General features: G+C 54.3%; 21 protein-coding genes. 11 read left to right on the top strand and 10 right to left on the bottom strand.

Annotated features, from left to right (window positions below; genetic code table 11):
* The first annotated feature begins 348 nt into the window (after positions 1–348).
* The 4 genes from ACXADJ_RS04240 to ACXADJ_RS04225 all read left to right on the top strand — a co-directional run bounded on the left by ACXADJ_RS04240 (position 349) and on the right by ACXADJ_RS04225 (position 2,946).
* Entirely contained in the window at positions 349–513 is a 165-nt protein-coding gene (locus ACXADJ_RS04240) for a DUF1328 domain-containing protein (protein WP_475063458.1), read from the top strand.
* A 57-nt stretch (positions 514–570) separates the two neighbouring features.
* The gene (locus ACXADJ_RS04235; RefSeq protein WP_475063456.1) at positions 571–873 is read left to right on the top strand and encodes a hypothetical protein; all 303 of its coding nucleotides are present in this window, start codon (positions 571–573) and stop codon (positions 871–873) included.
* A 54-nt stretch (positions 874–927) separates the two neighbouring features.
* Positions 928–1,374, top strand: coding sequence for a hypothetical protein (locus ACXADJ_RS04230; protein WP_475063454.1), 447 nt, complete (start codon positions 928–930; stop codon positions 1,372–1,374).
* A 216-nt stretch (positions 1,375–1,590) separates the two neighbouring features.
* The gene (locus ACXADJ_RS04225; RefSeq protein WP_475063452.1) at positions 1,591–2,946 is read left to right on the top strand and encodes a sigma-54 interaction domain-containing protein; all 1,356 of its coding nucleotides are present in this window, start codon (positions 1,591–1,593) and stop codon (positions 2,944–2,946) included.
* 88 nt (positions 2,947–3,034) lie between these two features.
* On the opposite strand, the gene ACXADJ_RS04220 is transcribed toward ACXADJ_RS04225, so the two are convergent.
* The 7 genes from ACXADJ_RS04220 to ACXADJ_RS04190 all read right to left on the bottom strand — a co-directional run bounded on the left by ACXADJ_RS04220 (position 3,035) and on the right by ACXADJ_RS04190 (position 8,928).
* Positions 3,035–3,244: a cold-shock protein gene (locus ACXADJ_RS04220; protein ID WP_028294237.1), complete on the bottom strand. Its 210-nt coding sequence runs from the start codon at positions 3,242–3,244 to the stop codon at positions 3,035–3,037.
* 258 nt (positions 3,245–3,502) lie between these two features.
* Positions 3,503–4,528, bottom strand: coding sequence for an isopenicillin N synthase family dioxygenase (locus tag ACXADJ_RS04215; RefSeq protein ID WP_475063449.1), 1,026 nt, complete (start codon positions 4,526–4,528; stop codon positions 3,503–3,505).
* 98 nt (positions 4,529–4,626) lie between these two features.
* Positions 4,627–4,821, bottom strand: coding sequence for a hypothetical protein (locus ACXADJ_RS04210; RefSeq protein WP_475063447.1), 195 nt, complete (start codon positions 4,819–4,821; stop codon positions 4,627–4,629).
* 122 nt (positions 4,822–4,943) lie between these two features.
* The gene (locus ACXADJ_RS04205) at positions 4,944–7,352 is read right to left on the bottom strand and encodes a YgiQ family radical SAM protein (protein ID WP_475063445.1); all 2,409 of its coding nucleotides are present in this window, start codon (positions 7,350–7,352) and stop codon (positions 4,944–4,946) included.
* 212 nt (positions 7,353–7,564) lie between these two features.
* A complete protein-coding gene (locus ACXADJ_RS04200; protein ID WP_475063443.1) occupies positions 7,565–8,074 on the bottom strand; it encodes a hypothetical protein in 510 nt (169 codons plus the stop codon).
* Positions 8,075–8,097: 23 nt separating this feature from the next.
* Positions 8,098–8,586: a hypothetical protein gene (locus tag ACXADJ_RS04195; protein WP_475063441.1), complete on the bottom strand. Its 489-nt coding sequence runs from the start codon at positions 8,584–8,586 to the stop codon at positions 8,098–8,100.
* Between the two features lie 60 nt (positions 8,587–8,646).
* On the bottom strand, positions 8,647–8,928 hold the full coding sequence (locus ACXADJ_RS04190) for an ElaB/YgaM/YqjD family protein (protein WP_475063439.1): 282 nt from the start codon (positions 8,926–8,928) through the stop codon (positions 8,647–8,649).
* Between the two features lie 1,218 nt (positions 8,929–10,146).
* On the opposite strand from ACXADJ_RS04190, the gene ACXADJ_RS04185 reads away from it, so the two are divergent.
* From ACXADJ_RS04185 to ACXADJ_RS04170, 4 genes are all read left to right on the top strand, one after another.
* Positions 10,147–11,532 carry a CmpA/NrtA family ABC transporter substrate-binding protein gene (locus ACXADJ_RS04185; RefSeq protein ID WP_475068126.1) on the top strand — a complete coding sequence of 462 codons (1,386 nt, stop codon included), beginning with the start codon at positions 10,147–10,149 and terminating at the stop codon, positions 11,530–11,532.
* Between the two features lie 179 nt (positions 11,533–11,711).
* Positions 11,712–12,716, top strand: a complete 1,005-nt coding sequence (locus ACXADJ_RS04180) for an ABC transporter permease (protein WP_475063437.1) — start codon at positions 11,712–11,714, stop codon at positions 12,714–12,716.
* Positions 12,717–12,821: 105 nt separating this feature from the next.
* Positions 12,822–13,661, top strand: coding sequence for an ABC transporter ATP-binding protein (locus tag ACXADJ_RS04175; protein WP_036536692.1), 840 nt, complete (start codon positions 12,822–12,824; stop codon positions 13,659–13,661).
* Positions 13,662–13,944: 283 nt separating this feature from the next.
* Positions 13,945–15,111, top strand: a complete 1,167-nt coding sequence (locus tag ACXADJ_RS04170) for an alginate export family protein (protein ID WP_475063434.1) — start codon at positions 13,945–13,947, stop codon at positions 15,109–15,111.
* Positions 15,112–15,242: 131 nt separating this feature from the next.
* On the opposite strand, the gene ACXADJ_RS04165 is transcribed toward ACXADJ_RS04170, so the two are convergent.
* On the bottom strand, positions 15,243–16,985 hold the full coding sequence (locus tag ACXADJ_RS04165; protein WP_475063432.1) for a bifunctional protein-serine/threonine kinase/phosphatase: 1,743 nt from the start codon (positions 16,983–16,985) through the stop codon (positions 15,243–15,245).
* A 146-nt stretch (positions 16,986–17,131) separates the two neighbouring features.
* The gene (locus ACXADJ_RS04160) at positions 17,132–18,598 is read right to left on the bottom strand and encodes a NarK family nitrate/nitrite MFS transporter (protein WP_475063430.1); all 1,467 of its coding nucleotides are present in this window, start codon (positions 18,596–18,598) and stop codon (positions 17,132–17,134) included.
* 295 nt (positions 18,599–18,893) lie between these two features.
* Here ACXADJ_RS04160 and ACXADJ_RS04155 point away from each other — a divergent pair, with 295 nt between their 5' ends.
* Both ACXADJ_RS04155 and ACXADJ_RS04150 read left to right on the top strand, forming a co-directional pair.
* Positions 18,894–19,172: a hypothetical protein gene (locus ACXADJ_RS04155; protein ID WP_475063428.1), complete on the top strand. Its 279-nt coding sequence runs from the start codon at positions 18,894–18,896 to the stop codon at positions 19,170–19,172.
* A gap of 713 nt (positions 19,173–19,885) precedes the next feature.
* Positions 19,886–21,184: an NAD(P)/FAD-dependent oxidoreductase gene (locus tag ACXADJ_RS04150; RefSeq protein ID WP_475063425.1), complete on the top strand. Its 1,299-nt coding sequence runs from the start codon at positions 19,886–19,888 to the stop codon at positions 21,182–21,184.
* Positions 21,185–21,832: 648 nt separating this feature from the next.
* Here the strand turns inward: ACXADJ_RS04150 and ACXADJ_RS04145 are convergent.
* Positions 21,833–22,969 carry a peptidase C39 family protein gene (locus tag ACXADJ_RS04145; protein ID WP_475063423.1) on the bottom strand — a complete coding sequence of 379 codons (1,137 nt, stop codon included), beginning with the start codon at positions 22,967–22,969 and terminating at the stop codon, positions 21,833–21,835.
* 212 nt (positions 22,970–23,181) lie between these two features.
* Here ACXADJ_RS04145 and ACXADJ_RS04140 point away from each other — a divergent pair, with 212 nt between their 5' ends.
* Positions 23,182–24,681 (top strand): RimK family protein, encoded by a 1,500-nt coding sequence (locus ACXADJ_RS04140; protein WP_475063421.1) that lies wholly within the window; start codon positions 23,182–23,184, stop codon positions 24,679–24,681.
* The last annotated feature ends 271 nt before the right edge of the window (positions 24,682–24,952 follow it).

Raw genomic sequence — 24,952 nt, 5'->3', positions numbered from 1 at the left:
TCGACTCTGTGTCGCCGACTTTTGACTTGACCCGTCAGGCCTGCAAGTCGGCTTCGTGATTCGAAACCATCCGGCAGCCCTGAGTGAGCACCGGATTAAATAGATGTCCCCACCTACAAGCCACTCGGCCATCAGCCGCGTCAAAGTCTGAAAATTTTTCCTTACAGCCTGTAAGAAATTCCTGAAAGCGGTTGCTCAAGCACCTGACCAGGAATACCAAAAACACCACAAGCCATTGTTTTTATTAACTTTTTAATTTCTGGCACAGCCTTTGAAAGGTCAGTAAGCGTTATGTGAAACAAGCCAACGTAACCAACACAACCTCATCCCCGAGGTAAGGAGGACACCATGCTTGGCTGGTCAGTTATGTTTTTTATCGTCGCGATTGTCGCTGCCATCTTCGGATTTGGCGGTATTGCAGGCGCAGCCACCGGTATCGCCAAGATCCTGTTCATGATCTTTATCGTGCTGTTTGTGCTGTCGCTGGTAAGCCGGGCGATTCGACGCTCATAACCACAACACTCACATCGATCTATCACCAACCACGATTTTCAGAAGAAGGAAAACACCATGAAAAACGAACAATCCATCACTCGTAAACTGCTGGCACCTGCATTTGTCGTTTTGCTGGCCAGTGCTGGTATCACCGCCTGTTCCGAAGAGGAAACCACCAGCGAAAAAATCCAGAACAGCGCATCTGAAATGGCCGACGACGCATCTGATGCCATGAATGACGCCAAAGACGCCACCGTCGATGCCTGGAACGACGCCAAGGATGCAACAGAAGATGCCGCAACGGATGCGGGTAACGCCATTGAAGACGGTTGTGAAACCGTGAAGCAGGAAGCTGGTGCCAGCGATACGGATTGCTGATTCAGGATTACTGTTTCAGGATAATTGGCGCAAGAAACCGGACGGATTCAGACAGTGACCACAAAGGCCATCACCATGAAGGATTTGATCATCCGCAACCAACAGCACAACTGGAGCAGCAAGGTTGCCCGCATCGCCTTTGAAACCGGACTGCAACACGCACACTGGTGCCGCTGTGATCTCTCGCAGCAAACGCCGAGCAGTCGGCAACATGCCCGCCAGGTCTGTCAGCAGCTCGGACGCTTTCTGAACGTCGCCGACCAGCAGCTGGGGTTAGCCCCCCTGCTGCCGGAAACCTCGATGGCAGCGACCGGTACAGAATCGGCAGATGCCACCGAACACCTGATCATCAGCCTGTCAGCAACGCTGGTTGGCTGGCGATCCCTGCTGCAAGACAGTCAAACAAGCCAGCAGCAGCGAAACTTCAACCAAACAATGTCGTCAGAACTGGCCAATGGTCTGCAGCTGCTCGACCGCCTCAAACTCTCCCTCGCCGCCTGAACCGGGTTTCCCACTATTCTCGCAATCAAAACCAGTTCAAGAATTTGACAACCCCTGTCGGCCTCGTACAACTTTTATTGAACCAGCTTCCCTGCCAGCCATCAGAGCCTGTATAACAGAGCGGTGCTATCCGGCTCATTCACCAAAACATCGGCAGATCCTTCCGGTTGAGCCCAAAGGCTTACCCCGGATACGCCAACACAGGGAGTAGACGGCATGCCAAGCGCATCGATCTTGCTGACCCCGGGTAACGACCCCTTTGACACCAGCGATACGCTGCCTGCCGCATTGAACCAGGCCACCGCGTTGTTCGCACAAGAGCTGGATAGCCTGAAATTTACCCTGGCCGATACCCATAACCCCGCCCAAACCGATCTTAACGTGCTGATCACCCATAAGGTGTGTGAGCAGGATTACGCCCTGTTCAGCGAAGACCAGGGTTCCCATTCCGACTGGGTGGTGGTCTCTGACGGCAGCCCGAGCCAGTGGCTCGATAAAATGATGGCGGAAGGCGTTGCGTTCCATTTCCGTACTCCGCTGGATCACAGCTACATCAAGGAAGTACTGCAAGAGCTGGCCAGTGAGTACCGCCTGCGCCATAGCAAACCGTCCAACCTGGCTCCGCACACCTCTAACCTGGATCAGTATGGATTGCTGCTGGGGTCATCCAACGCCATGCGAAAGCTCTACCGCCTGATTCGACGGGTATCGCGTACCGACGCTAACGTGCTGTTGGTGGGCGAAAGTGGCTGCGGCAAAGAACTTGCCGCACGCACGATTCACCAGCAAAGCCCACGGGTGCACGCACCCTTCATTGCTATTAATTGCGCGGCACTGTCGCAAGAACTGGTTGAAAGTGAACTGTTTGGCCACGAAAAAGGCGCATTTACCGGCGCCAGCCAGCAACACATTGGCTTTTTCGAGCAGGGAGGCAATGGCACCCTGTTTCTCGACGAAATCACCGAAATGCCGCTGGAGCTGCAAAGCAAGCTGCTGCGGGTGCTGGAAACCGGCGAGTTTCGTCGGGTTGGCTCAGAAGTAACACGACATACCCGGGTGCGAGTGGTCGCAGCCACCAACCGGGTGCCTGCCGACGCCATCGACAACGGCCACCTGCGCGAAGACCTGTATTTCCGCCTGGCCCACTTTCCGATCCAGCTGCCCCCGCTACGAGAACGGGGAGACGACGTGATTGAGCTGGCACATCATTTTCTGGCCACTCGCAATGAAGAAACCGGCACCAGCAAGTTTTTCTCCGACGCCGTCATCAACATCATCAAGAGCCATCAATGGCCGGGCAATGTGCGGGAACTGCGCCACCGGGTGGAGCGGGCACACATACTGTCATTGGGGGCAATTACCCCGGAAGACTTCAGCAACGAAGCGTTGGAGTCAGAAGCCAGTGGCAATGCCTCGTTGGCGGCGGGAATGTCGATTCGGGAAGCAGAACGTCAGCTGATTATGAACACCCTGACGGCGTGTCAGCAGAACAAGACCAATGCGGCACAGATGCTGGGGATCAGCGTCAAAACGCTGTACAACAAGCTGGAGCAGTACGAACAAGCGGAGTGATTTTACGGTGACGTTCGCTGAATAGCGCCCATAAAAAAAGCAAGCCAGATGGCTTGCTTTTCTTTTGCTTCAGCGAAACAGGTTGCTATTACAGAGCAACGATGTTCTCAGCCTGAGGACCTTTCTGGCCTTGAGTTACAGTGAACTCAACTTTCTGGCCTTCAGCCAGAGTTTTGAAGCCAGAACCAGTGATGGCGCTGAAGTGAGCGAATACGTCTGGGCCGTTTTCCTGTTCGATGAAACCAAAGCCTTTAGCTTCGTTGAACCACTTAACGGTACCGGTAACTGTGTTAGACATTTTATATATCCTGTAGAAAAAATTGGTTAGTGCCCTTGCGAGCGATAGCCAACGAGAAGACAGCTGATTTAAAAAACTACAGGACGGAGAACTACTAATTGAGCTACGTAATGGAGATTGTTAAACAGGACTTGCTTTCGTGCTGCAAGCGAATCTATACAGGCACCGAATCAATGTCAATCGTTTTAGAGTAACCCCATGTAATTGGTCAATATGTCTTGATCCATTGCCGTCAAATGCCGCTTCGCTCGCCCCACGTCACTGAGCATGTTTGCCAAAACTCGCCAACGCTTTGGAACTGTCCGGTAGCTGAATTTTGCCCTCCGCCAGGCGCTTTTTCATATAACGAAAGGTATGAATGGTTTGCGCATAAAGGTGGTCGCCACACACCAGCGGCTGGTATTGATCGGCAGTCGCTTCCGAAAGCGGCGGCAATATCGGCTTAACCACAGTGTCATAATCCAGACTGCAAAACAGCGGAAACGAATAGCGTTCCTCTTTCACTTTGCGTACCCGATGGGACGTAGCCACAAAACGGCCATTGGACAGCAGTTCCAGCATGTCGCCGACATTCACTACATAGCAACCCGGTTTCACCGGCGCATCAATCCAGACCCCATCACCGTTCAGAACTTCAAGACCATCCGCGGTCGGCAGCAACAGGGTGAAGCATTCGTAATCGGTGTGCGCACCAATCCCCTGGCGATCCACCGCTTGGGCATTAAACGGATAATGCACCATACGCAACTGACTGGGCGGCCGGGTGCATTGCTCAACAAAGGTGTGCTCGGGCAATCCCAGCGCCAGGGCAAAGCCACGAAACAAGTCAAGCCCCAGCTGAAACACTTCGTGGTAATACGCCAACACCGCTTCCTTGAAGCCTGGTAACGGCGGCCACTGGTTTGCCCCTAGCATCGGCCTCTGGGCGGAAGGATCATCCAGCTCAAAGCCTATATCGTAGGACTCCTTGAAGTCGGTACCGGTAATCCCTTGCTGACTGGAGTAAAACTCCTCCTCCCCTTCTGGTACATAGCCGCTGTGATTGCTGGAATGGCCTATATAGCTTTCCTGCTTACGCGCCAGCGGCTGGGCAAAAAACTCCCGGGTTACTTCCAATAGACGATCAGTCACCGCGTCAGGGATGTGATGTCCCTTGATGTACATAAAGCCAACATCAGAGGCTGCCTGCTTCAGCTCGGCGGCCACCGCCAGCCGTTCATGCTCGTTATCAGAGTACAAGCCACGGATATCAATGATGGGAAGTTGGGTAAAAGAGGACGGCACGACCAAGGTCTCCCTGTTTGGGAATCAGAACAAGGGACTGAAAGTAGACCATAAAGACGGTGTTTCCAACCATCAGCAGCCAATCGCCCTGATCCGAATCAGCAACCCTCTGACTCTTTAATCACCACATCAAAGTAGCGACGGTCATCTGGCCGCTCGGACACGTTGGCAGCAAAGTCGTCCCGACAACCCGGGTTGCAAAAGCCCACCGTGTACCCGCGGTACTCCGTCAGCGAAGTGTCGACCACGGGCTTGCCGGAACGAGGACAAAATTTGTTAATCGCTGTCGTCATAAAAGACTCCCTGCCTTGTAGAGGATGATTCAATAAGCCCGGCATAAAAAAGGCCCGCAAGCATTGTGCTTGCGGGCCTTTGGTTTGTCAGTATTTCCGGCAACGCACATTGTGCACTGGAATTACTTCAGCTTGCGTACTTTACGAGCACCCGGCTTGCCACCGTTATTCGACGGCTTGTTACTGCCAGGGGCTTTGGACGTGATCGGCTTGCTGCGGCCAGTACCTGGCTTGCCCACAGACTTGTTGCCTGCTGGTTTGTTAGCAGCGCCCTGACCTTGACCAGCGTCTTTCTTGACACCCCCCTTATGGGTTTTGCCCGGTGTGCCGCGGCCATCTTTCATGCCATAACCGGAAGCCTTGCCGTGGGTTTTACTCGCCCCAGTGGTTTTACCGCGCCCCTTGGCCTTGAAGCCCGGGCGAGGAGTACGGCCATTTGGCATGTCTTCGTCTGGAATCAGGGCATTCGGGCCTTTGCCGATCAGGTCATGGCGACCCAGACGGCGCAGCTCTTCACGCAGCATTGGCCAGTTGCGCTCATCGTGGTAACGCAAGAAGGCTTTCTGCACCCGGCGGTCATTTACATCCCGGGAGATGTGCATTTTCGGGCTCTTGTAACTCATGCGTTGCAGCGGGTTACGCTCGGAGTGGTACATCGCCGTCGCCAGCGACATTGGCGATGGATAGAAGGTCTGAACCTGATCCACCCGCATCTTGTTGCGCTTCAGCCACAGCGCCAGATTCATCATCTCGGTGCTGTCGGAACCTGGGTGCGCCGCAATAAAGTAAGGAATCAGATACTGCTCCTTACCGGCTTCTCTCGAGAACTTGTCAAACATGCGCTTGAAGTTGTCGTAGGTGCCCATGCCCGGCTTCATCATCTTGTTGAGCACATTGGCTTCGGTGTGCTCCGGCGCGATCTTCAGCAAACCACCAACATGATGGGTAACCAGCTCGCGTACGTATTCCGGATCTTCCACCGCCAGGTCGTAGCGCAGACCAGAGGCAATGGCGATACGCTTGATGCCCGGCAGCGCACGAGCACGACGGTACAAATTGGTGGTCGGCTTGTGGCTGGTTTCGAGGTTTTTACAAATACCCGGGTACACACAGGACAAGCGACGGCAATTCTTCAGAATGGTCGGGCTCTTGCACTTCAGCATGTACATGTTGGCGGTTGGGCCACCCAGATCCGAAATGGAACCGGTGAAACCAGGCACCTTGTCGCGGATTTCTTCAATTTCGCGGATGATGCTGTCTTCGGAGCGGCTTTGAATAATGCGGCCTTCGTGTTCGGTAATGGAGCAGAAGGTACAACCACCAAAGCAGCCGCGCATGATGTTGACCGAGAAACGGATCATCTCGTAGGCCGGAATGCGCGCATCACCATAGCTTGGGTGTGCTACACGCTGATACGGCAGTGCGAACACGGTGTCCATTTCGTCCGTTTCCAGTGGGATTGGTGGTGGGTTAACCCACACTTCCTTGTTGCCGTGCTTCTGCATCAACGGACGGGCGTTATACGGATTGGATTCCTGGTGCAACACCCGTGAGGCATGGGCATACAAGGCACTGTCATTACGCACCTTGTCGAACGACGGCAAACGAATGTAGGTGGTGCTGTTGTCGTGCTCGACCTTGCGTTGCAGTGGCATTGGCACAATTTTCACCGGCATCACGTCCGGGTCGGCACCCTCTTCCTTCGCCTGCTGATCAGAAGCACAGGACTCCGTGTTGGCTTCCTTCATCTCGTACGGGTTTGGCAGCGCATCGATATGCCCCGGCCAGTCGATACGGGTGGAGTCAATTTCGGTCCAGCCCGCTGGCGGCAAATCACGAATAAATGCCGTGCCGCGCAGGTCGATCACGTCTTCGATCTTGCGACCCGACGCCAATTGATGGCTCAGTTCCACCAGCGCCCGCTCGGCGTTGCCATACAGCAGAATATCTGCACCGGAATCGATCAGAACCGAACGACGCACCTGGTCGCTCCAGTAATCGTACTGGGCAATACGGCGCAGGCTGGCCTCAATACCACCAATAACAATCGGTACGTCTTTGTACACTTCGCGGATTTTCTGCGAGTACACAATCACCGCACGGTCCGGACGTTTTTCCGGCGTACCGTGTGGGGTGTAGGCGTCTTCGGAACGTACCTTGAGGTCAGCAGTGTACTTGTTGATCAGCGAGTCCATGTTGCCCGCCGACACACCGAAGTAGAAGTTGGGCTTGCCCAGCTTCATGAATTCTTCCGGATTATTCCAGTCCGGCTGACAAATCACACCGACACGGAAACCCTGGCTTTCCAGCAAGCGACCAATCACAGCGACACCAAAACTTGGGTGATCGACGTAGGCGTCACCGTTTACCAGAATGATGTCGCAGCTATCCCAGCCGAGTTGATCCATTTCTTCCCGGGACATAGGTAAAAACGGCGCAGTACCAAAGCATTCCGCCCAATAAGGATGATGGGAGAACAGGTGCTGGGCATCGTCCGTGACCGGCTTTTGTTGAGGCAGTGTAGAAGGCATGAAATCAAGCTCTTGGAAATACGGGTGCGGCAGAGTCAGCTTCTTGTGCCCAAATGCAGAAACATGGGCCGAGCTGTGAGCGCCAAAGCGCCGTATTCTCCCAAAAACTGGCTTCAAGCTGAAGAATAACCGAGCCAGAAAGTCGGATTTTTACGTTGAATTCGGAAATTGCTGATGATTTGCAGCTTAAAAGGGCTATTTATTGCAATTCGCTAGTCACGTTCAGTCTGATTGTGCTCGGGCTGATTATGCTCTGTCTGGCTGCGCTCGGCATTTTCTTCAGATTCAGCATACTGAGCAGCCTCTGAATGCTCGGTACCGCGGTTATCTTTCCAATCCGCCAGTGCCTGCTGAATAATCCGTTCGGCTTTCAGCTTCACATGGTGTGCCGCCATCCCCTTGATGAAACCCCACAGCACAGACGGTTCATTTACGTCATCCTGCTTCGTTTTCTGATCACTGTCTGGCGAATGATGTTGGCAAGGTGCCGGCTCGGTATTTGAATAGCTACTCGACTGGCCAGCTGCTTTGGGCTTCCGCAGCGACACCGGGTTGACCAGATAGCCGACTCCGGCAACGCCCAGCAGCGTCAGCGGGTGCACCAGCCTGGCGGTTACACCCAATTTGAATCCGTGCCAATGGCTGACAGTATGTTTCCTTTGATTGACCAAGCGGGCTTCCAGATCGTCTCGTCTGGCCATCAGATCAGCGCGATTCGACATAAGGCCTCCTGAGAAGAAACGGTTTACTGTTTATCTGAAGGGCTATCTTCAGCCGCTGTGCTGCCCGAGGTTCCCAGACCAAGCTGTCGTAACGACGCCTGAAAACCGAGCGACCGGAGCAACTTGCGGTGGTATTGACGTAAACCGTACAAAACCCCCAAACACATCAGGGTAGCGACGCCAAAAATCATTTCCAGCGCCATCCCCTGCTTCCAGGCCAGCGCTCCGATGGTCGCCATCAGAGCCATCCAGCCTGTCACCGCAATGGCCGCCATCGACAGGCTAAGCGCATGCAGTCGGGCAATCGTATCCACGGCCAGCTGTGCTTCCGTTTGCACCAGCTTCAGCCAGGTTGCCGAGCCTTGTTTAATCCCGGCCAGCAACTGGTCCCAACTCACGTCGTCGGTTGCCGTCTCCGCTGCCTGTTGCGCGGCCGTGTCAACGCGTTCCTCGTTGTGAGCATGTGGTGCTGTGTTGGATACGGTTTTATCTATCGATGCCGACTGATTCATAACGCTTATCCTCGGCGTAGCCATACAAGTGTTTCGAGCGGGCCAAAGCCCGCATCTGAATTACTTACGCTTGATCAGCGCAGACAACAGTGCTCCGGCAACAAAGGCCATACCGGCGGTTTTGAGCGGATTTTCCCTGGCGTAGGTCGTGGCGGCCTGCCCCATCTCTTTGGAGCGCGAAGCGGCGCTTTCGGCCACATCATGTGCCTGGTGATACAGATGACTGGCCGTGTGCTGCATCTTCTTGACGTTGCTTTCTGTAATGTCGGCGGCCTGTTCGGCGGCCTCTTTCACGTCTTCTTTGGCTTGAGTGTTCTCTTGAACGCGAGCTGTATTAGCCATAGTGCTAACTCCTCTTTAGGGGACATCTATTTAATCCTGCACGGCTCTGCGCGAGTGTTGCCGTTGTTCAGTGCAAGGCGACGAATGCAGTGGAATGACGTGTCCTTTCCAAGTTCGTCAACACCGCACTGGGCAGCGGCAACCCGCGCCCTACGGGGGCTGCCAGATGATCTCGACTCTGTGTCGCCGACTTTTGACTTGACCCGTCAGGCCTGCAAGTCGGCTTCGTGATTCGAAACCATCCGGCAGCCCAGAGTGAGCACCGGATTAAATAGATGTCCCCTTTACCTGTCATTGGACACTAACCCAAACCGATTCAAGCGGATGGCTGAATGCGGAGGCGGGTTACCGCCGTGGTGATTTCTCACTCACACTCAGAGTGTTTCAAGCCTCATGCCAAGTTATAACTTTTTGTTTTTATTGGAAATTATTAAAAACCAGATCGTTAGCCGTACTCTCGCCGTGTATATTTTTCAGACCAATGCTGTAGATATTGCACTCTCACTCTTCTCATCATCGACATCACATACGGAGCTGAAGTTTTCGTTTCTTACACCGAAACAACGCCCCGAAACAGCGCCCCGAAACAGCGCACCGTATTAATACGCAGATGCTCATTTGACGCACAACAATGCACCAGCATGCTCCAGCGATTCCTCGCAACCTCCTTCCGCTGACATAGACAGCCACCGAATCCCGACCAATTTGTCAAAAATGTCGCCGGGCAAATAACGGCCAAAGCTGACAAAACAGTGAAATCAGGCCAGGTTCGCTGCGTTTTATAGCCATGAATAATCCCTTCAGGATGGCTAAAGCGTCGTTTTTTCGCTCAACCGAGTAAGAACCTCCATCCAGCGATGTGTATTTGTGACCAAAAACTCAACAGCCTTTCACTCTCTTGAAAACACCAGTAAAGATGGGGCTTTGTGGCAATTTGAGCCACTTGATTTAAGCCGACACTTCCGTCTCACAAGCCTGCCGCTGTCTGAAATTTTTCGAACCAGCGATCTTGTCAAGGCAGGCTATTTAACAAACTGCCAATCGATCCTGACCGCCAACCGATTCCAAACAATTTGGCACACCGCTTGTATTAGTCATTTCACAAGCCCAATGGCGGGCTAACCAAAAATCAAGAACACCTGAAGTTTCAGCAAAGGCGCTACCGACGTTATGTCGTAGCGCCTTTTTTGTTTTTTAAGCCTAAGAAGAGGAAGCATGATGCGAGGTATCAACACACTGCGCCGCAAGCTGTTGACCACAGCGGTTGTATTGGCAAGCGGACTGGCCACACTGTCTGTGCCGTCTGCCAGCGCAGAGGAATGGGCCGAGAAGGAAGAGCTCAAGTTTGGCTTTATCAAACTGACTGATATGGCGCCACTGGCTGTTGCCTATGAAAAAGGCTTCTTCGAAGACGAAGGTCTGTACGTCACTCTGGAAGCCCAGGCCAACTGGAAAGTTCTGCTCGACCGCGTCATTGACGGTCAGCTGGACGGTGCTCACATGCTGGCAGGCCAGCCTCTTGGTGCCACCATTGGTTTTGGTACCCAGGCTCACATCATTACCGCGTTCTCCATGGACCTGAACGGTAACGCCATCACGGTTTCCAACGATATCTGGGACCAGATGAAGCCAAACATTCCAAAGCAGGCCGACGGCAAACCGGTTCACCCGATCAAGGCTGACGCACTGAAGCCAGTGGTTGACAAGTACAAGGCTGAAGGCAAGCCGTTCAACATGGGCATGGTATTCCCGGTTTCTACCCACAACTATGAGCTGCGTTACTGGCTGGCAGCCGGTGGCATCCACCCTGGCTACTACGCACCGGCCAAGGGCGACACCTCTGGTCAGATTGACGCCGACGCACTGCTGTCTGTTACCCCGCCACCACAAATGCCAGCCACTCTGGAAGCCGGCACTATCTACGGCTACTGCGTAGGCGAACCGTGGAACCAGCAGGCGGTATTCAAGGGCATTGGTGTGCCAGTGGTTACCGACTACGAAATCTGGAAAGACAACCCGGAAAAAGTGTTCGGTGTATCCAAGGCCTGGTCTGACAAGTACCCGATCACCCACAAGAAAGTCGTAAAAGCCATGATTCGTGCGGCTGAGTGGTTGGATGCCAACAACAACGCCAACCGTCCGGAAGCGGTGAAGATCCTGTCACAGCCTAACTACGTAGGCGCCGACTACGACGTAATCGCCAACTCCATGACCGGTACCTTCGAATACGAAAAAGGCGACAAGCGTGACGTGCCGGACTTCAACGTATTCTTCCGCTACAACGCCACCTACCCGTACTACTCCGATGCCATCTGGTACCTGACCCAAATGCGTCGCTGGGGTCAGATTGCTGAAGAGAAGTCTGATGACTGGTTCATGGAAACTGCCAAGAAGGTTTACCGCCCGGACATCTATGCAGCGGCTGCCAAAGAGCTGATCGCCGAAGGCAAGCTGAAAGCCAAGGACTTCCCGGATTTCGACAAGGAAACCGGCTTCAAGGCACCACAGAAGCACTTCATCGACAACATCACTTATGACGGTACCAAGCCTAACGAGTACCTGAAGAAGTTCGACATCGGCCTGAAAGGTTCAGACACCATCTGATCTTGTAAAACCCGCCCCTGAATCCGGTTGTATCAGGGGCCCACATAAGAAATACCGCAGTTGGCAGAATGCAGTCGCCAATTGCAGCAGGGGGATCATCCCCTAAACCCGGTTTTGCCAGCCATCCAACAGCAGGGCTGGCAACCACAACGGGGATATAACCCTGGCAGGAGAGAGAAATGAGCATCGCGTTATCCAACATCAGCTGGCTGGAGCCAGTCGTTAAAATCGCCAAAGGCGACGACGTCAGCAACAATCTACAGGTCATCATCAAGGCTATTGGCGTGCCAATGGCTGGTATTCTGGTATTCCTGATGCTTTGGCACGCTGCTGCCAGCAACATTGAAACCTCACTGGGTAACTTCCCTGGCCCGGCCGATGTGTATGAGCAAAGCACTGGCCTGATCGAAGAGCATTTTGCCGAACGCGAAAAAGCCGAGGCCTTCTACGAGCGCCAGGAAAAACGCAACGAGGCCCGGATGGCAAAAGACCCATCCTATGAGCCAAAGATTCGCCCTTACACTGGCAAACCAACCTATTTCGACCAGATTGCAACGTCGCTGGTGACGGTGCTGTCCGGTTTTATTCTGGCGTCCCTGATCGCCATTCCACTGGGTATTCTGACTGGCCTGAGCCCTACCCTGAACTCGGCCTTTAACCCGATCATCCAGATTTTCAAACCGGTTTCCCCACTGGCTTGGCTGCCGCTGGTGACCATGGTGGTATCCGCGCTGTACACCTCTGCCGACCCAACCGTGCCGAAGTCGTTCATCAACTCCATGATCACCGTGATGCTGTGTTCCCTGTGGCCAACCCTGATCAACACCTCTGTGGGTGTGGCGTCTATCTCCAGTGATTTGCAAAACGTTTCCAAGGTACTGCGTCTGAACTTCATGACTCATGTGACCAAGATCGTGCTGCCATCATCACTGCCAATGATCTTCACTGGTCTGCGTCTGTCATTGGGCGTTGCCTGGATGGTATTGATTGCCGCCGAAATGCTGGCTCAGAACCCGGGCCTTGGTAAGTTTGTCTGGGATGAATTCCAGAACGGTTCTTCCGACTCCCTTGGCCGCATCATGGTTGCGGTGCTGACCATTGGCTTCATCGGCTTCCTGCTCGACCGCATGATGCTGAGCCTGCAGAAGGCCTTTAGCTGGGACAAGTCCGCAGAAATCCGCTGATCCGGGTTGCTGAACAAACCCAGGTTGAACCGATCACCAAATGACTGCCCTTCCACCCCAGACCTCTGGGCTGGAGGGGAATGCGAAAGCACCAGGAGCAAGATAATGAGCAATTTCCTCGACATCACCGGCTGTGGCATCGAATTCCAGACTCCGAAAGGTTCTTTCCGCGCCCTGCGCGACGTGAACCTGAAGATCAAAAAAGGCGAATACATTTCCCTGATTGGTCACTCCGGCTGTGGTAAGTCGACCGTACTGAACATCGTTGCCGGTCTGCTGCAAGCCACCGAAGGCGGTGCGGTACTGAATGGCAAAGAAGTAAACGAGCCAGGTCCTGAACGCGCGGTGGTGTTCCAGAACCACTCGCTGCTGCCATGGCTGACCGCCTACCAGAACGTTGAGCTGGCGGTAAAAACCGTCTTCAAAGGCAAAAAATCCAAAGCCGAAATGAAGGAATGGATTGAGCACAATCTGGCGCTGGTGCACATGGACCACGCCATGCACAAGCGCCCGGATGAAATCTCCGGTGGTATGAAGCAGCGTGTGGGCATTGCTCGCGCTCTTGCCATGGAACCAGAAGTATTGCTGATGGATGAACCGTTTGGAGCACTGGACGCCCTCACCCGCGCCCACCTGCAGGATTCCCTGATGGAAATCCAGAAAGACCTGAACAACACCGTGATCATGATTACCCACGATGTTGACGAAGCCGTACTGCTGTCAGACCGCATTGTGATGATGACCAACGGCCCAGCCGCCACCATCGGCGAGATTCTCGATATCGAACTGGAACGCCCACGTAACCGTCTCGAATTGGCGGATGACCCACGCTACAACCACTACCGTAGCCAGGTATTGCAGTTCCTGTACGAGAAGCAAAAAAAAGTTGAGCACATCAGCGACGTAAAATCCAAAAAGAGCGACGGCAAAACCAAAGTCGCCTGAACGACAAGGGCCTCTGTAAACCCGGTGCAGCAGTTAACAAGCATCGGGTTACACAGAAGCACCTGAATAGCCGCTCACAGAAAGCGGCAGCTTGCATCACAGCGGCCAATAACAGAATAAAAAAGCGTCGCTTGCCCGCAGGAGCCTGACTCCTGCCCCGCACATGAAACACCAACAACCATAAAAAACCGGGGAGCCCGGTGAGTCACTGCTGCCGTTTCGGCATCGGGATGGATTCGCTCGGCGGTTTGAAACTGAACATACCGATGAAGGAATCAACTGCATGTACACGAAGTCACTGTTAGCGGCTGCTATCGCCATGACCACCGCCGCCGCCAGCCAAACCGCCTCTGCCGAAACCGACGTTGCAAAAGCCCTGACCGAAGGCAAGCCAATTGCCCAGTTCAACTTGCGCTACGAAACCAACGACACCGACAACACACTGGATGCAGCCACGGCTCTGACTCTGGGCTCCAACCTCGGTTATGAAACCGGTTCCCTGTACGGCTTCAAAGCACTGGTGGAGCTGGAAGACACACGCGCTCTGATCGACGAATACAACCCGGAAGACGCCCAGTACAACACCGTGGCCGACCCGGTTAATACCGAATTCAACCGCGTGCAAATCAGCTACGCCAAAGATGGCGTATCCGCAGTTCTGGGCCGTCAGCGCATTATTCTGGATAACGCCCGTTTCGCTGGTAACGTTGGCTGGCGCCAGAACGAGCAAACCTTCGATGCCTTCAAGGCCGGTTTCAGCAACGACGACTGGGACGTCACCTACGCCTACATCGACAAGATCAACACCATCCTGTTTACCCAAGTTGATGTTGCCAACAACCTTTTCAATGTCAGCTACAAAGGTCTTGAGGCTGGCAAGTTGACCGGTTATGGCTACTACCAGAAAAACGAAGACAACCCGGCCAACGCAGCGTCCAACGCCGATACCCTGGGCGTGCGTTTTGCTGGCAAGCAAGCGCTGGAAAGCACCACCCTGATGTACACGGCGGAATACGCCATGCAGGACGCCAAGGACTACAGCGCCAACTACCTGTTCGCTGAACTGGGTGCCACGCTGGGCAAAGCCAAGGTTTTTGCAGGTTATGAAGTATTGGGCAGCGACGACGGCGCGTACGGTTTCCAGACCTTTATGGCCACCAAGCACGCTTTCAATGGCTGGGCTGACAAGTTCCTGGGCACCCCAGCCTCCGGCCTGACAGATACTTACCTCAAAGCCGTTGGCAATGTTGCCGGTGTGAAACTGGTGGGTATGTACCACATGTTCGATACCGATGAAGGCGGCGCTGATTTGGGTTCTGAACTGGACCTGCTGGCCGTCAAGAAAATCGACGATATGTTCACCGTTGGCCTGAAAGCCGCAATGTACAGCAAAGGCGATAGCGGTGCCGACACTGACAAGCTGTGGGCCTGGGTATCGGCCAAGTTCTGATCGCTTAACAGCCGATGTCCGCTTTGGCCTTCTTTCTCCGTTGGGAGCTGAACGGTCGTCCGGTTCACCAGAACAGCGTGGCTGCTGTTCTGGTGTTAATTCCTTTTACCAGTCGTCTCTTCTCTCGCGCCCTACCTCAAAATCCACCACCACTGGGCCAGCGACATCATCCCCAGCAGCAAACTCAACAACATCCAGAACTGGGTTGGTGCCTGCTCCATCAAGGGTTTGCGGGTGTGTAATTTCAGCAGAGCCTGATTCGGTGCCTGCAAGTCGGCAGCAAACTCAGAGAAGCTTTCATACCGCTGTTCCAGTTTTGGGTGACAGGCTTTCTTGATGGCCAAATCCAACCACAATGGCAGATCAGGCCGAGCCTCCCGCAAGGAACGGTAATGCCATTCTCCCGTGGATTTGGCACCACGACGAATCACCTGCGCCATGTCATATGGCAGGCATCCGGCCAGCATTTCGTACACCATCACCGCCAGTGAGAACTGATCACTGGCAGTCACTGCAATGCCGTCCATCACATATTCTGGTGAGATGTAACCGACGTCGCCTTCCGGCCGCTCTTCACGTTTGCCGCTGCCCAGTTCCGCCAGTCCTTTGACCGAGACAGCGCCAAAATCGATGATCCGCACCCGGCCGTCATGACCAATAATGATGTTTTCGGGCTTTATGTCGCGGTGCACCATGCCCTTTCGCTGCATCGCCCGTAAGCCCGCAATCACCTGCATGATGATTTCCCGCACCATCGGTAATTCCGGGTTTGGATGATCGTGCATCCATTGGCGAAGATTGGCACCGTCCAGGTATTCGCACACCTGATAGAGAAACTGGCTGCGGTCATTCTGCGGCGCCATTTTCATCAGATTGGGGTGATCCAGACGCCGGCCAACCCAAAGCTCACGACCAAACGCCTCAAGGTACTGTTCATCGTCCTCAAAGTTGATCGACGGCGCTTTTAGCACGCCGATCTCGTCATTAAGCGTATTACGAACCTTGTAAACATGGGACCGACTGTTGGAATGCAACACATCCAGCACCTGGTATTGATCCAGCTTTTGGCCGATCTCCAGCACCGGTGGAATCACCCGATTGGCATTCTGCCGTGCAACTTCCTCAATTTCAGGCGCGGGCAAATCAACTACCTGAAGCAGTACACAGGTGATGTTGTCGTCACTGCCATTGCCTTCAGCGGCCGCTACCCACTGTTGGCACCACTGCTCCAGCACCCGCTGGCTGGCCGGAAACTCCAGCTGTTCAAGGCTGGCGGTCAGTTCCGGTAACGACACAAAACGGTAGAAGCCATCGCTGGCCAGCAGTAGCAAATCGCCGATGCGCACATCCCGCTGCCGATAGTCCACTTCCAGGTGCGAATCCATCCCCAACGCTCGGGTCAGATGGCCCGTTTGAGGCTGAACATGATCACGGGTGACCTGCTCTACCGAACTGCCACTGATGTGCAACAGCCGACTGTCGCCAACGTGAAAAATATGCGCCGTTGCCGATTTCACCACCACTGCGGTAAAGGTGGTGATCAAGCCATCCTGCTTAACGCCACCCTGCAAACTGTGATGAAACAGCCAGGCGTTCAGAGAGGACAACACCTTGCTGGCCGCGCTCTTTACATCCCAGCTTTCCGGTGTGCTGTAGTAGTCCTGCAAGAAATGGGTAACACTGAGGGTGCTGGCCTGACTGGCGTTTTCGCTGCAACTGACCCCGTCAGCCACACACACACCAACGCCTTTGTAACGGGCGCCCTGAACGCCCGGCTGGTAAGCCGCAAAGGCATCCTGATTCTCGGCTTTCACACCGGCTTTTGAACAACCGCCAACACGAATATCCAACTGCTGTTTGCTGGGCTGCCCCATGGCTCAATCCCCTTGTGTGCATTCAGAATACGCGGTTTACCCACGCCCGGAGCCATCGACCTGTCGCTTCAACAGGGCAAACTCCAGATACAAAATCACCCGGCGAACCGGGTGATTTAAGTCAGCTAATCAGACTCTCTGACACATCAGTCAACGCTGATCATAGCCACACTGCCGTCGTCGTTCACTTCAACCATGTGACCTTTTGGCTCACGCATGGCCAGCAGCGCCACGAAGCCCAGTACCGCAGTACCGGCAATCACCAGGAAGAAGGTGGAGTAATCAACCAGCGACAGCACAGTCAGGTAGGTTACCGCGCCAACGTTACCGTAGGCACCGGTCATACCTGCAATCTGACCGGTCAGACGACGCTTGATCAGAGGCACCACAGCAAATACCGCACCTTCACCGGACTGAACAAAGAAGGAACACGCCATTGCGGCAACCACGGCCAACCATACCGGCCAGCTGCTATCCACCAGCGACATAACGAAGTAACCCAGAGCCAGACCAGCGGTCAAAATCAGCAGAGTGGATTTACGGCCAAATTTATCCGACAGCCAGCCGCCGCCAGGACGCGACATCAGGTTCATAAAGGCGTAGGCAGACGCCACCATACCGGCAATCACAGGTGACAGGTCGAAGGTTTCAGCGAAGAACAATGGCAGCATGGATACCACTGCCAGCTCGGAACCAAAGGTAGCGAAGTACAGCACGTTCAGAACCGCCACCTGCTTGAATTCATAGCGGTGCATTTCTGGCACTTCTTCTACGAATACGTTCTTGTTCACTTTCCAAACGTTGTAAACCTCATAGACGTACAACAGCACCAGGCCCACATAAATCATCAAGGCAGTGGATTCGCTCAGCATGGAGACGCCCGCTGGGGACAGCTTCCAGGTCAGCAATGCCAGAGCAGCATACATAGGCACTTTCATGATCAGCAGGAAGAAGAAATCGCCCTTGCTGGTCACTTCCATAGCGCCCAGATTTTTAGGTTTGAAGTAGGTAGAGCCTTTCGGCGTATCGGTCACGTTTTTGTAGTAGATCACACTGAAGATCAGCGACAGCGCGCCGGTAACACCAACAGCGTAACGCCAGCCGTCGTCACCACCGAACCACAGGGCAATCACAGGCAAGGTGAAGGCCGCAGCGGCGGAACCGAAGTTACCCCAACCGCCATAAATGCCCTCAGCAGTACCCAGCTCATTGGCCGGGAACCACTCAGACACAATACGAATACCGATAACGAAACCGGCACCAATAAAGCCCAGCATAAAGCGAGCGATGGCCGCCTGCTCGAAGGTATCGGCCATGGCAAACATAAAACACGGCACCGAACACACCGCCAGCAGCACGGAATACACCAGCCGCGGACCAAATTTATCAGTCAGCATACCGATGATGACACGGGCTGGAATGGTCAGCGCAACGTTCAGAATCAGCAGGGTTTTCACTTCCGCCGGAGCCAGACCCAGGCTGGACGCAATGGCCTGCAGCATTGGAGCGTGGTTGAACCACACAAAGAAGGTAATAAAAAATGCCATCCAGCTCATGTGGAGGACTTTCATCTTGCCGCTGAAGCTCAGCAGGTTAAAACGTTCTGCGCTCATAGGTCTGAAACTCATCAGGTTAATCTGGGCATGGTCGCAAAAGATGACCGAATACAGAGCGTCAGCAACCTTAAACACACAGAGAGGGAAAACAGTATGGAGGGATAAACCCATACAACAATGCCCGGGCGGCCATGATCAACAGCGTTGCCACTGCCCTGCCTGTTTAAGGTGCATCGTTGCATCTGTATCCGGCCATGTACTTCGTTGCCAAAGCCGGTTAATTGGTTGTTGATTTATCCTTAGCAAGCAGCGGGCCAAATTCAAAAATGACGAATCGGACGTTGCCATAAAAATGTCAGCATTGCGTTTATTGAGTCCTGAAAACCTATTTGATAAATCACTACGATCCCGCCAACATTTGGTGCAACTGGTACTTTTTGGCATCAAATTTGAGCCAAGTGCCAAGCCTGTCCTGCCGGTCTTGCAGCCAGCCAGGACAAAGCCGCAACCGGCCGACCGCTGCGCTGGAGTGCTCTATGCGACCATGATCCGCACAGCAGCGGCAAAGTGGCTACGTTTTAAGCACAAGATGCTACAAACAGAACTCGCAGATGCACTTCTGACCCATTGAGATGCAGAGCAACCGGAGGCTCATCTCACCCTCATTCCGCCCCGTTCCGCACCATTACCAATCCACTTGCACATGACTGGCACCAGAACAGAGCAAAATCCCATCCCGGTCATCCTTGGTCAGCCAGACGGCCAATACACAAGTACAAGCCAGATACGCCAGCAGACGCGAACTGCCTCACCAATGTTATGTTCAACCACTCACTGGCACACATACTGCTTCAATAAAAGATCAAGGACCCTCTGAATAACTCTGCACAGCTCTGCGCGAGTCCTGCAGGTCGTAAGAACAAGGCGGCGAATGCAGCGGAATGGCTGGCCCTTTCCAAATTCGCCAACGCCGTTCTGGCGGTCTGCAGGCCGCGCCCTGCGGGGATGACAGGGCATTGCTGACTTTGTGTCGCTGATTTTTGACTTGACCCGTCAGGCCTGCAAATCAGCTTCGTGATTCAGCTTCGCCCTGTCATCCAGAGCGGGCACCGAGTTATTCAGAGGGTCCTTAACCTGAAAGGCAACCAAGGGCGACACCACCGCAGGGCACTGGCAAAGACGCCGGACTTCAAAAACCTGTTAACGGTAGCTGACAAGATATTCGACACAGCAGCCCGTCAGCACAGACCTTTCAAACAACCTGACAAGAATGCAAAGGCGCTTTCTGAACCTGCCCACTGGCAACGTTCAGCAAGCGCTTTTTTTATGGCGAGACAAACGTACATGAGCGCAAAAACACTGGTAATTGTTGGCAACGGCATGGCGGCCAACCGGGTATTGGAGCAACTGGGCATCGATCACCCGTTCGACGCAATTCATGTACTCAGTGATGAAGCCATCCCCCACTACAACCGCATTATGCTGTCACCGCTGCTGGCTCAGGAAACCACACTGGAAGCCATCACGCCGCACAATGCGCTGTGGTACCAACAGCGCCACATCCAGATTCACCTGAACGCTGCTGTTGACCACATCGACACCCAAACCAGGCACATTACCACCGTCACCGGAGAGCAGTTTCCATACACGGCACTGGTGCTTGCTACCGGTTCGCGCTCATCCATTCCGCCACTACCGGGATTGGAGCACAAGCCTGCCAACGTACTGGGCTTCCGCACCATGACCGACGTTGACGCCATGTTGGCTGCCACCGGCAAGATTCAGCACGCCACCGTCATTGGTGCTGGCCTGCTGGGGGTGGAAGCCGCTGTTGGCCTGAAATCACAAGGCCTTAACGTCACCCTGATGCACCGCAATCCGGTGTTGATGAACCGCCAGCTGGACGCCACCGCGTCTGGCATTTTGCAACGCGAACTGGAAAGCCGCGGCGTTGATGTCAGAACCGGAGTTAACCCACTGAATATCGATTCAGACGCCACCACCGGGCTGGCCACCGCCATCCACTATGAAGACCGCGCCGATAAACGCTCCCATACGCTCAACACCGACCTGATTGTTTTTGCCACCGGCATCATTCCCAACGCCGAACAGGCCAAAGCCGCTGGATTGGACGTGGGCCGAGGCATCAAGGTCAATAGCCGCATGCACGCCTCCGCCGCGAACACCTACTCACTGGGTGAATGCTGCGAATTTGAAGGAGCGACCTACGGCCTCGTTGCCCCAATCTGGGAACAAGCCAAAACGCTTGCCCATGAACTGCTGCGCTACAAACACTACGACCATGATGCACAACACATCCCCGCCGCACTGGAAAGCGAACACCAGCCCAAGCACTACTGCGAACAAGACCACCTGACCAAATTGAAAGTGTCCGGCGTCGACATGCACAGCATGGGACGCTACGAACCGGAAGAAGGCGACGAAGTGATGAACCTGCAAGACCTCGCCGCCGGTGTGTACAAAAAACTGGTGATCAACAACAACCGCATCGTCGGCGTCCTGTGCGTTGGCGACGTCCTTGATTCGGGTTGGTACTTCGACCTGCTGTGCCAGCAGGCAGACATCAGCGACCTGCGTACTAACCTGCTGTTCGGCAAAGCCTGGTGTGAAGACGTGGCTTGATTGCGGATGTCGGATGTCGTCAGAAACTGTGGGAGAGAGCTTGCTCTCGATGGTCTTATCGGGAATAAATTCCCTCCTACATAACCAACAACGTAGGTTGGATAAACGAGCGCAGCGAGCGCCATCCAACACCGCAGCGTCAGCGAATACAACACGTCAGATGGCAGCCGCTCCGCGTCTTTATCAGACCTACATCAAGCCTTCAAACGTACTCATGTAGGGTGCGCACTGCGCACCGTCACCAGCCATCGGGAATAAACTCCCCCACATCCAACACGACCACACTCCATAGGATGGGCACTCGTGCCCATCAGCGCCGAAAAGCTAAAACCATATCCAATACAGCAGAGGCAGCGTTAAAAGCACCCAGATGATGTTGGCCACAAGGTCACTCTTCTCGGCAACAGCACCCGGAACAACGTTTGACTCACTATGATCAGAATCGAACTCTCTGGGATCAGGAGCTCCGGTAGCCAAAGCCATAAACAAACACGTTATAAACATCGCCCCTAAACTCTTGGCCAAATTCCACAGAACCTCAAAAACCGCTTCCACTCTACTCTCAGCCTGTCATTCCCTATTTCGGAAAGTATCTAACAACAACATTTATTTAGACGCCGACCAGAACACAGAACGCATCGAAAAGACTCAGAAGCAGCCAGCATTAGCCACCGACCCTCCCCCCAACACCAGCGCCGCGTGCAGCTTTTGCTTGCCGTAGCACGCCATCGCCAGGTATTCCTGATGAGTTACCGGCACATCAACATAATCCGTCGGGCTTTGGCCTTGCTCCTTGTCAAAGTCCGGGTCGGTCAGGTACACAAAGCGCTCATCGGCGCCGTTCAGCACCACCCAATGGGGCGCTTTGTTGCGGTTTAGCCGCCAGGTACTGATCAAACACAGCAACACCTTGCCCTGCTTTAACGCCGCCAGCACTGGCTCCAGCGCCATCGGCTGGTACAACAGGCTAACGCTTGTTTCACGCAGCTGTTTCAGAAAGTCCGCATGTACTTTTTCAATCACCTGTTTTTTGAGTTCATGGCGAACGCCATCAACAAAGGGCACACCGTCGTGGTCGGTGATCAAACTGACACTCACGCCGCGCTTGACGGCACTCAGGGCCAGGCCATAGGGCGAACAGCCGCCGTGGCCCGAAGTCATGAAAATGGTGGTGGCCTCGCGCCAGATTTGCAGCTCTTCCTGCTCGGACGGTTGATAGTCCGGCTGCAATACATCAAGCGCCATCATCAGACTGGCGGGGCCACAGGTAAAATCCGTTGTTTGCTCGAAATAAGGGGTCGGCCGCGCTGGCGGATTGGCATGGCGGCTGAGCGCTTTTTCCATGCGCCAGCCATCGCTGCCGTTTTCGTAATAGGCTTTCAAGCGGGTACGAGCAACATAACCTGACGCCCGATAGAGAGCGATGGCAGCTTCATTCTCGATACTGACCTCAAGCCGAATAAAGCCGCAGTCCTTATCCGTCGCATTGGCCTCCGACTGCGCCAGTAGACGCTTGCCTACACCCAAACCACGAGCAGCCGGGTGCACCGCCAAAGAGTACAAGCGGGCCAGTCGGGTTCCGCGCCGATACATGACAATGGCGTAGCCAATCACATTGCCGTCCAGCAACGCGACCATCACATCCGCGTGAGCATGGCGTACAAAATAGGCAAGACTACGGCGGGACAGACGGTCACCATCGAAGCAGAACATTTCAAGATCGAAAAGGGCATCGACATCAGTAGGCAGCGCCATTCGAATCGATACAGGTGCAGCAGAAGACATAGGGCCAATACGCCGCTTATGTGGGAATAGAAGCGCCACCATAGGCCGAGCTTTTCATAAAGAAAAACGAAGGTTTCTGCTCTTAACGACAAGAAACCTTCGCTTTTCAAAGCGCGCACCCAATTCCATTATGGCTCCATCAAACTTCTTATCCCCAATCAGCACTGACTCCCAACATAACAGTGCCGGACTACCCAAAGGACCCCTGCCCTATGCCTGCTTTTTACGTCGTGGTTGATGACCTGAACGACTGGGCACCTTATTACCCGAGCCAGGACGTGATTACCTTCGATCAATATCTGGCGCTGGAAAGCGACGTCTCCGACCAGAAAGTACGCGTTCTGAACTGCTGCCGTAACAGCACCGCGCTGGGCAAGGGCTACTATTGCTCGCTGCTGGCGGAAGCCCGTGGCCACAGTGTGATTCCATCCATCACCGTGTTTAACGACGTGCGCCGCAAGTCCCTGTTGGCACTTCAGCTGGAAGGCCTGGATCAGGCGCTGGACGCGGAACTGGAAGCCACCGATGCCAGTAGCAAACAGTTCAATTTTCAGGTGTTCTTTGGCAACGTGGCAGGCCACCAGGATCATGGTGCTCTGGCAAAACTGGGTCGCCAATTGTTCGAGCGTTTTCCGGCTCCCGTGCTGGACGTCACCATGCGTCGCGGCAACCTGGCAGGCAGTGGCTGGAAGGTCGACAAACTGAAAGTACTGGCGTTGCCAGACATTGGCGAAGACCAGCAAACCCTGTTTGCCAACGCTCTGGAAGATTACTCAACCCAGATTTGGCGCAAGCCAAAAACCCGCAAGCGCTACCGCTACGATCTGGCTATTTTGCTGGACCCAAATGAGGCGTTGCCGCCGAGCGACAGTGAGGCCATTACGCATTTTATTCAGGCGGGCAACACCCTGGGCATTAACGTTGAGCTGATCAGCAAGAAAGATTACATGCGGCTGGCGGAGTACGACGGCCTGTTTATCCGGGCGACCACCGCCATTGACCACCACACCTATCGTTTCGCCAAAAAAGCCGAAGCCGAAGGTCTGGTTGTTATGGATGACCCTACGTCCATTTTGCGCTGTACCAACAAGGTGTATTTGGCCGACCTGCTGAAAAACCATCAGATTGGTACGCCCAACACCCTGATCGTCAGCAAGGTCAGCGACGCGGTGATGGATCAACTGGAACAGGCGTTAGGCTACCCGATGGTCTTAAAAACACCAGACGGTTCCTTCTCTCGTGGCGTGACCAAAGCCAAGGACCGCAAGGAGCTGGCGCAGGGCCTGAAAACCCTGAAGCAAAAATCAGCATTGGTGCTGGTGCAGGAATACCTGTACACCGACTTCGACTGGCGCATTGGCGTATTGAACAACAAACCGGTGTTTGCCTGTCGGTACTTCATGGTGAAGGACAACTGGCAGATTTATCAGCATGATCAGCAACAGGTGGATTCCGGCGATTTCGATACCTTGCCGGTGTGGGATGTACCAACGCCTGTGCTGAACGCCGCTCTGCAAGCCACACGCCTGATTGGTGACGGCTTCTATGGCGTCGATCTCAAGCAGGTTGACGATCGTGTGGTGGTGATTGAAGTGAATGATAACCCCAGCGTCGATGCCGGTGTTGAAGACCAGACCACAGGGCCTGCGCTGTACCATGACATCATGGCGGAGTTTCTGCGCCGGATGGAAAACCAGCATCAGGGGGCCTGACAGGCGCGCCAGAGACATCCGACGCGCTGAGCATCAATCCGGCCACAACCGTGGCTAGGGGGACATCTGTTTAATCCTGCACGGCTCTGCGCGAGTGTTGCCGTTGTTCAGTGCAAGGCGACGAACGCAGCGGAATGACGTGTCCTTTCCAAGCTCGTCAACACAGCAATGGACAGCGGCAACCCGCGCCCTACGGGGGCTGCCAGATGATCTCGACTCTGTGTCGCCGACTTTTGACTTGACCCGTCAGGCCCGCAACTCGGCTTCGTGA

It is taken from the genome of Oceanobacter sp. ABM4_470 (assembly GCF_056158645.1).
The sequence above is the reverse complement of the archived record's forward strand: the minus strand, read 5'-3'. Positions and strand labels throughout refer to the sequence as shown.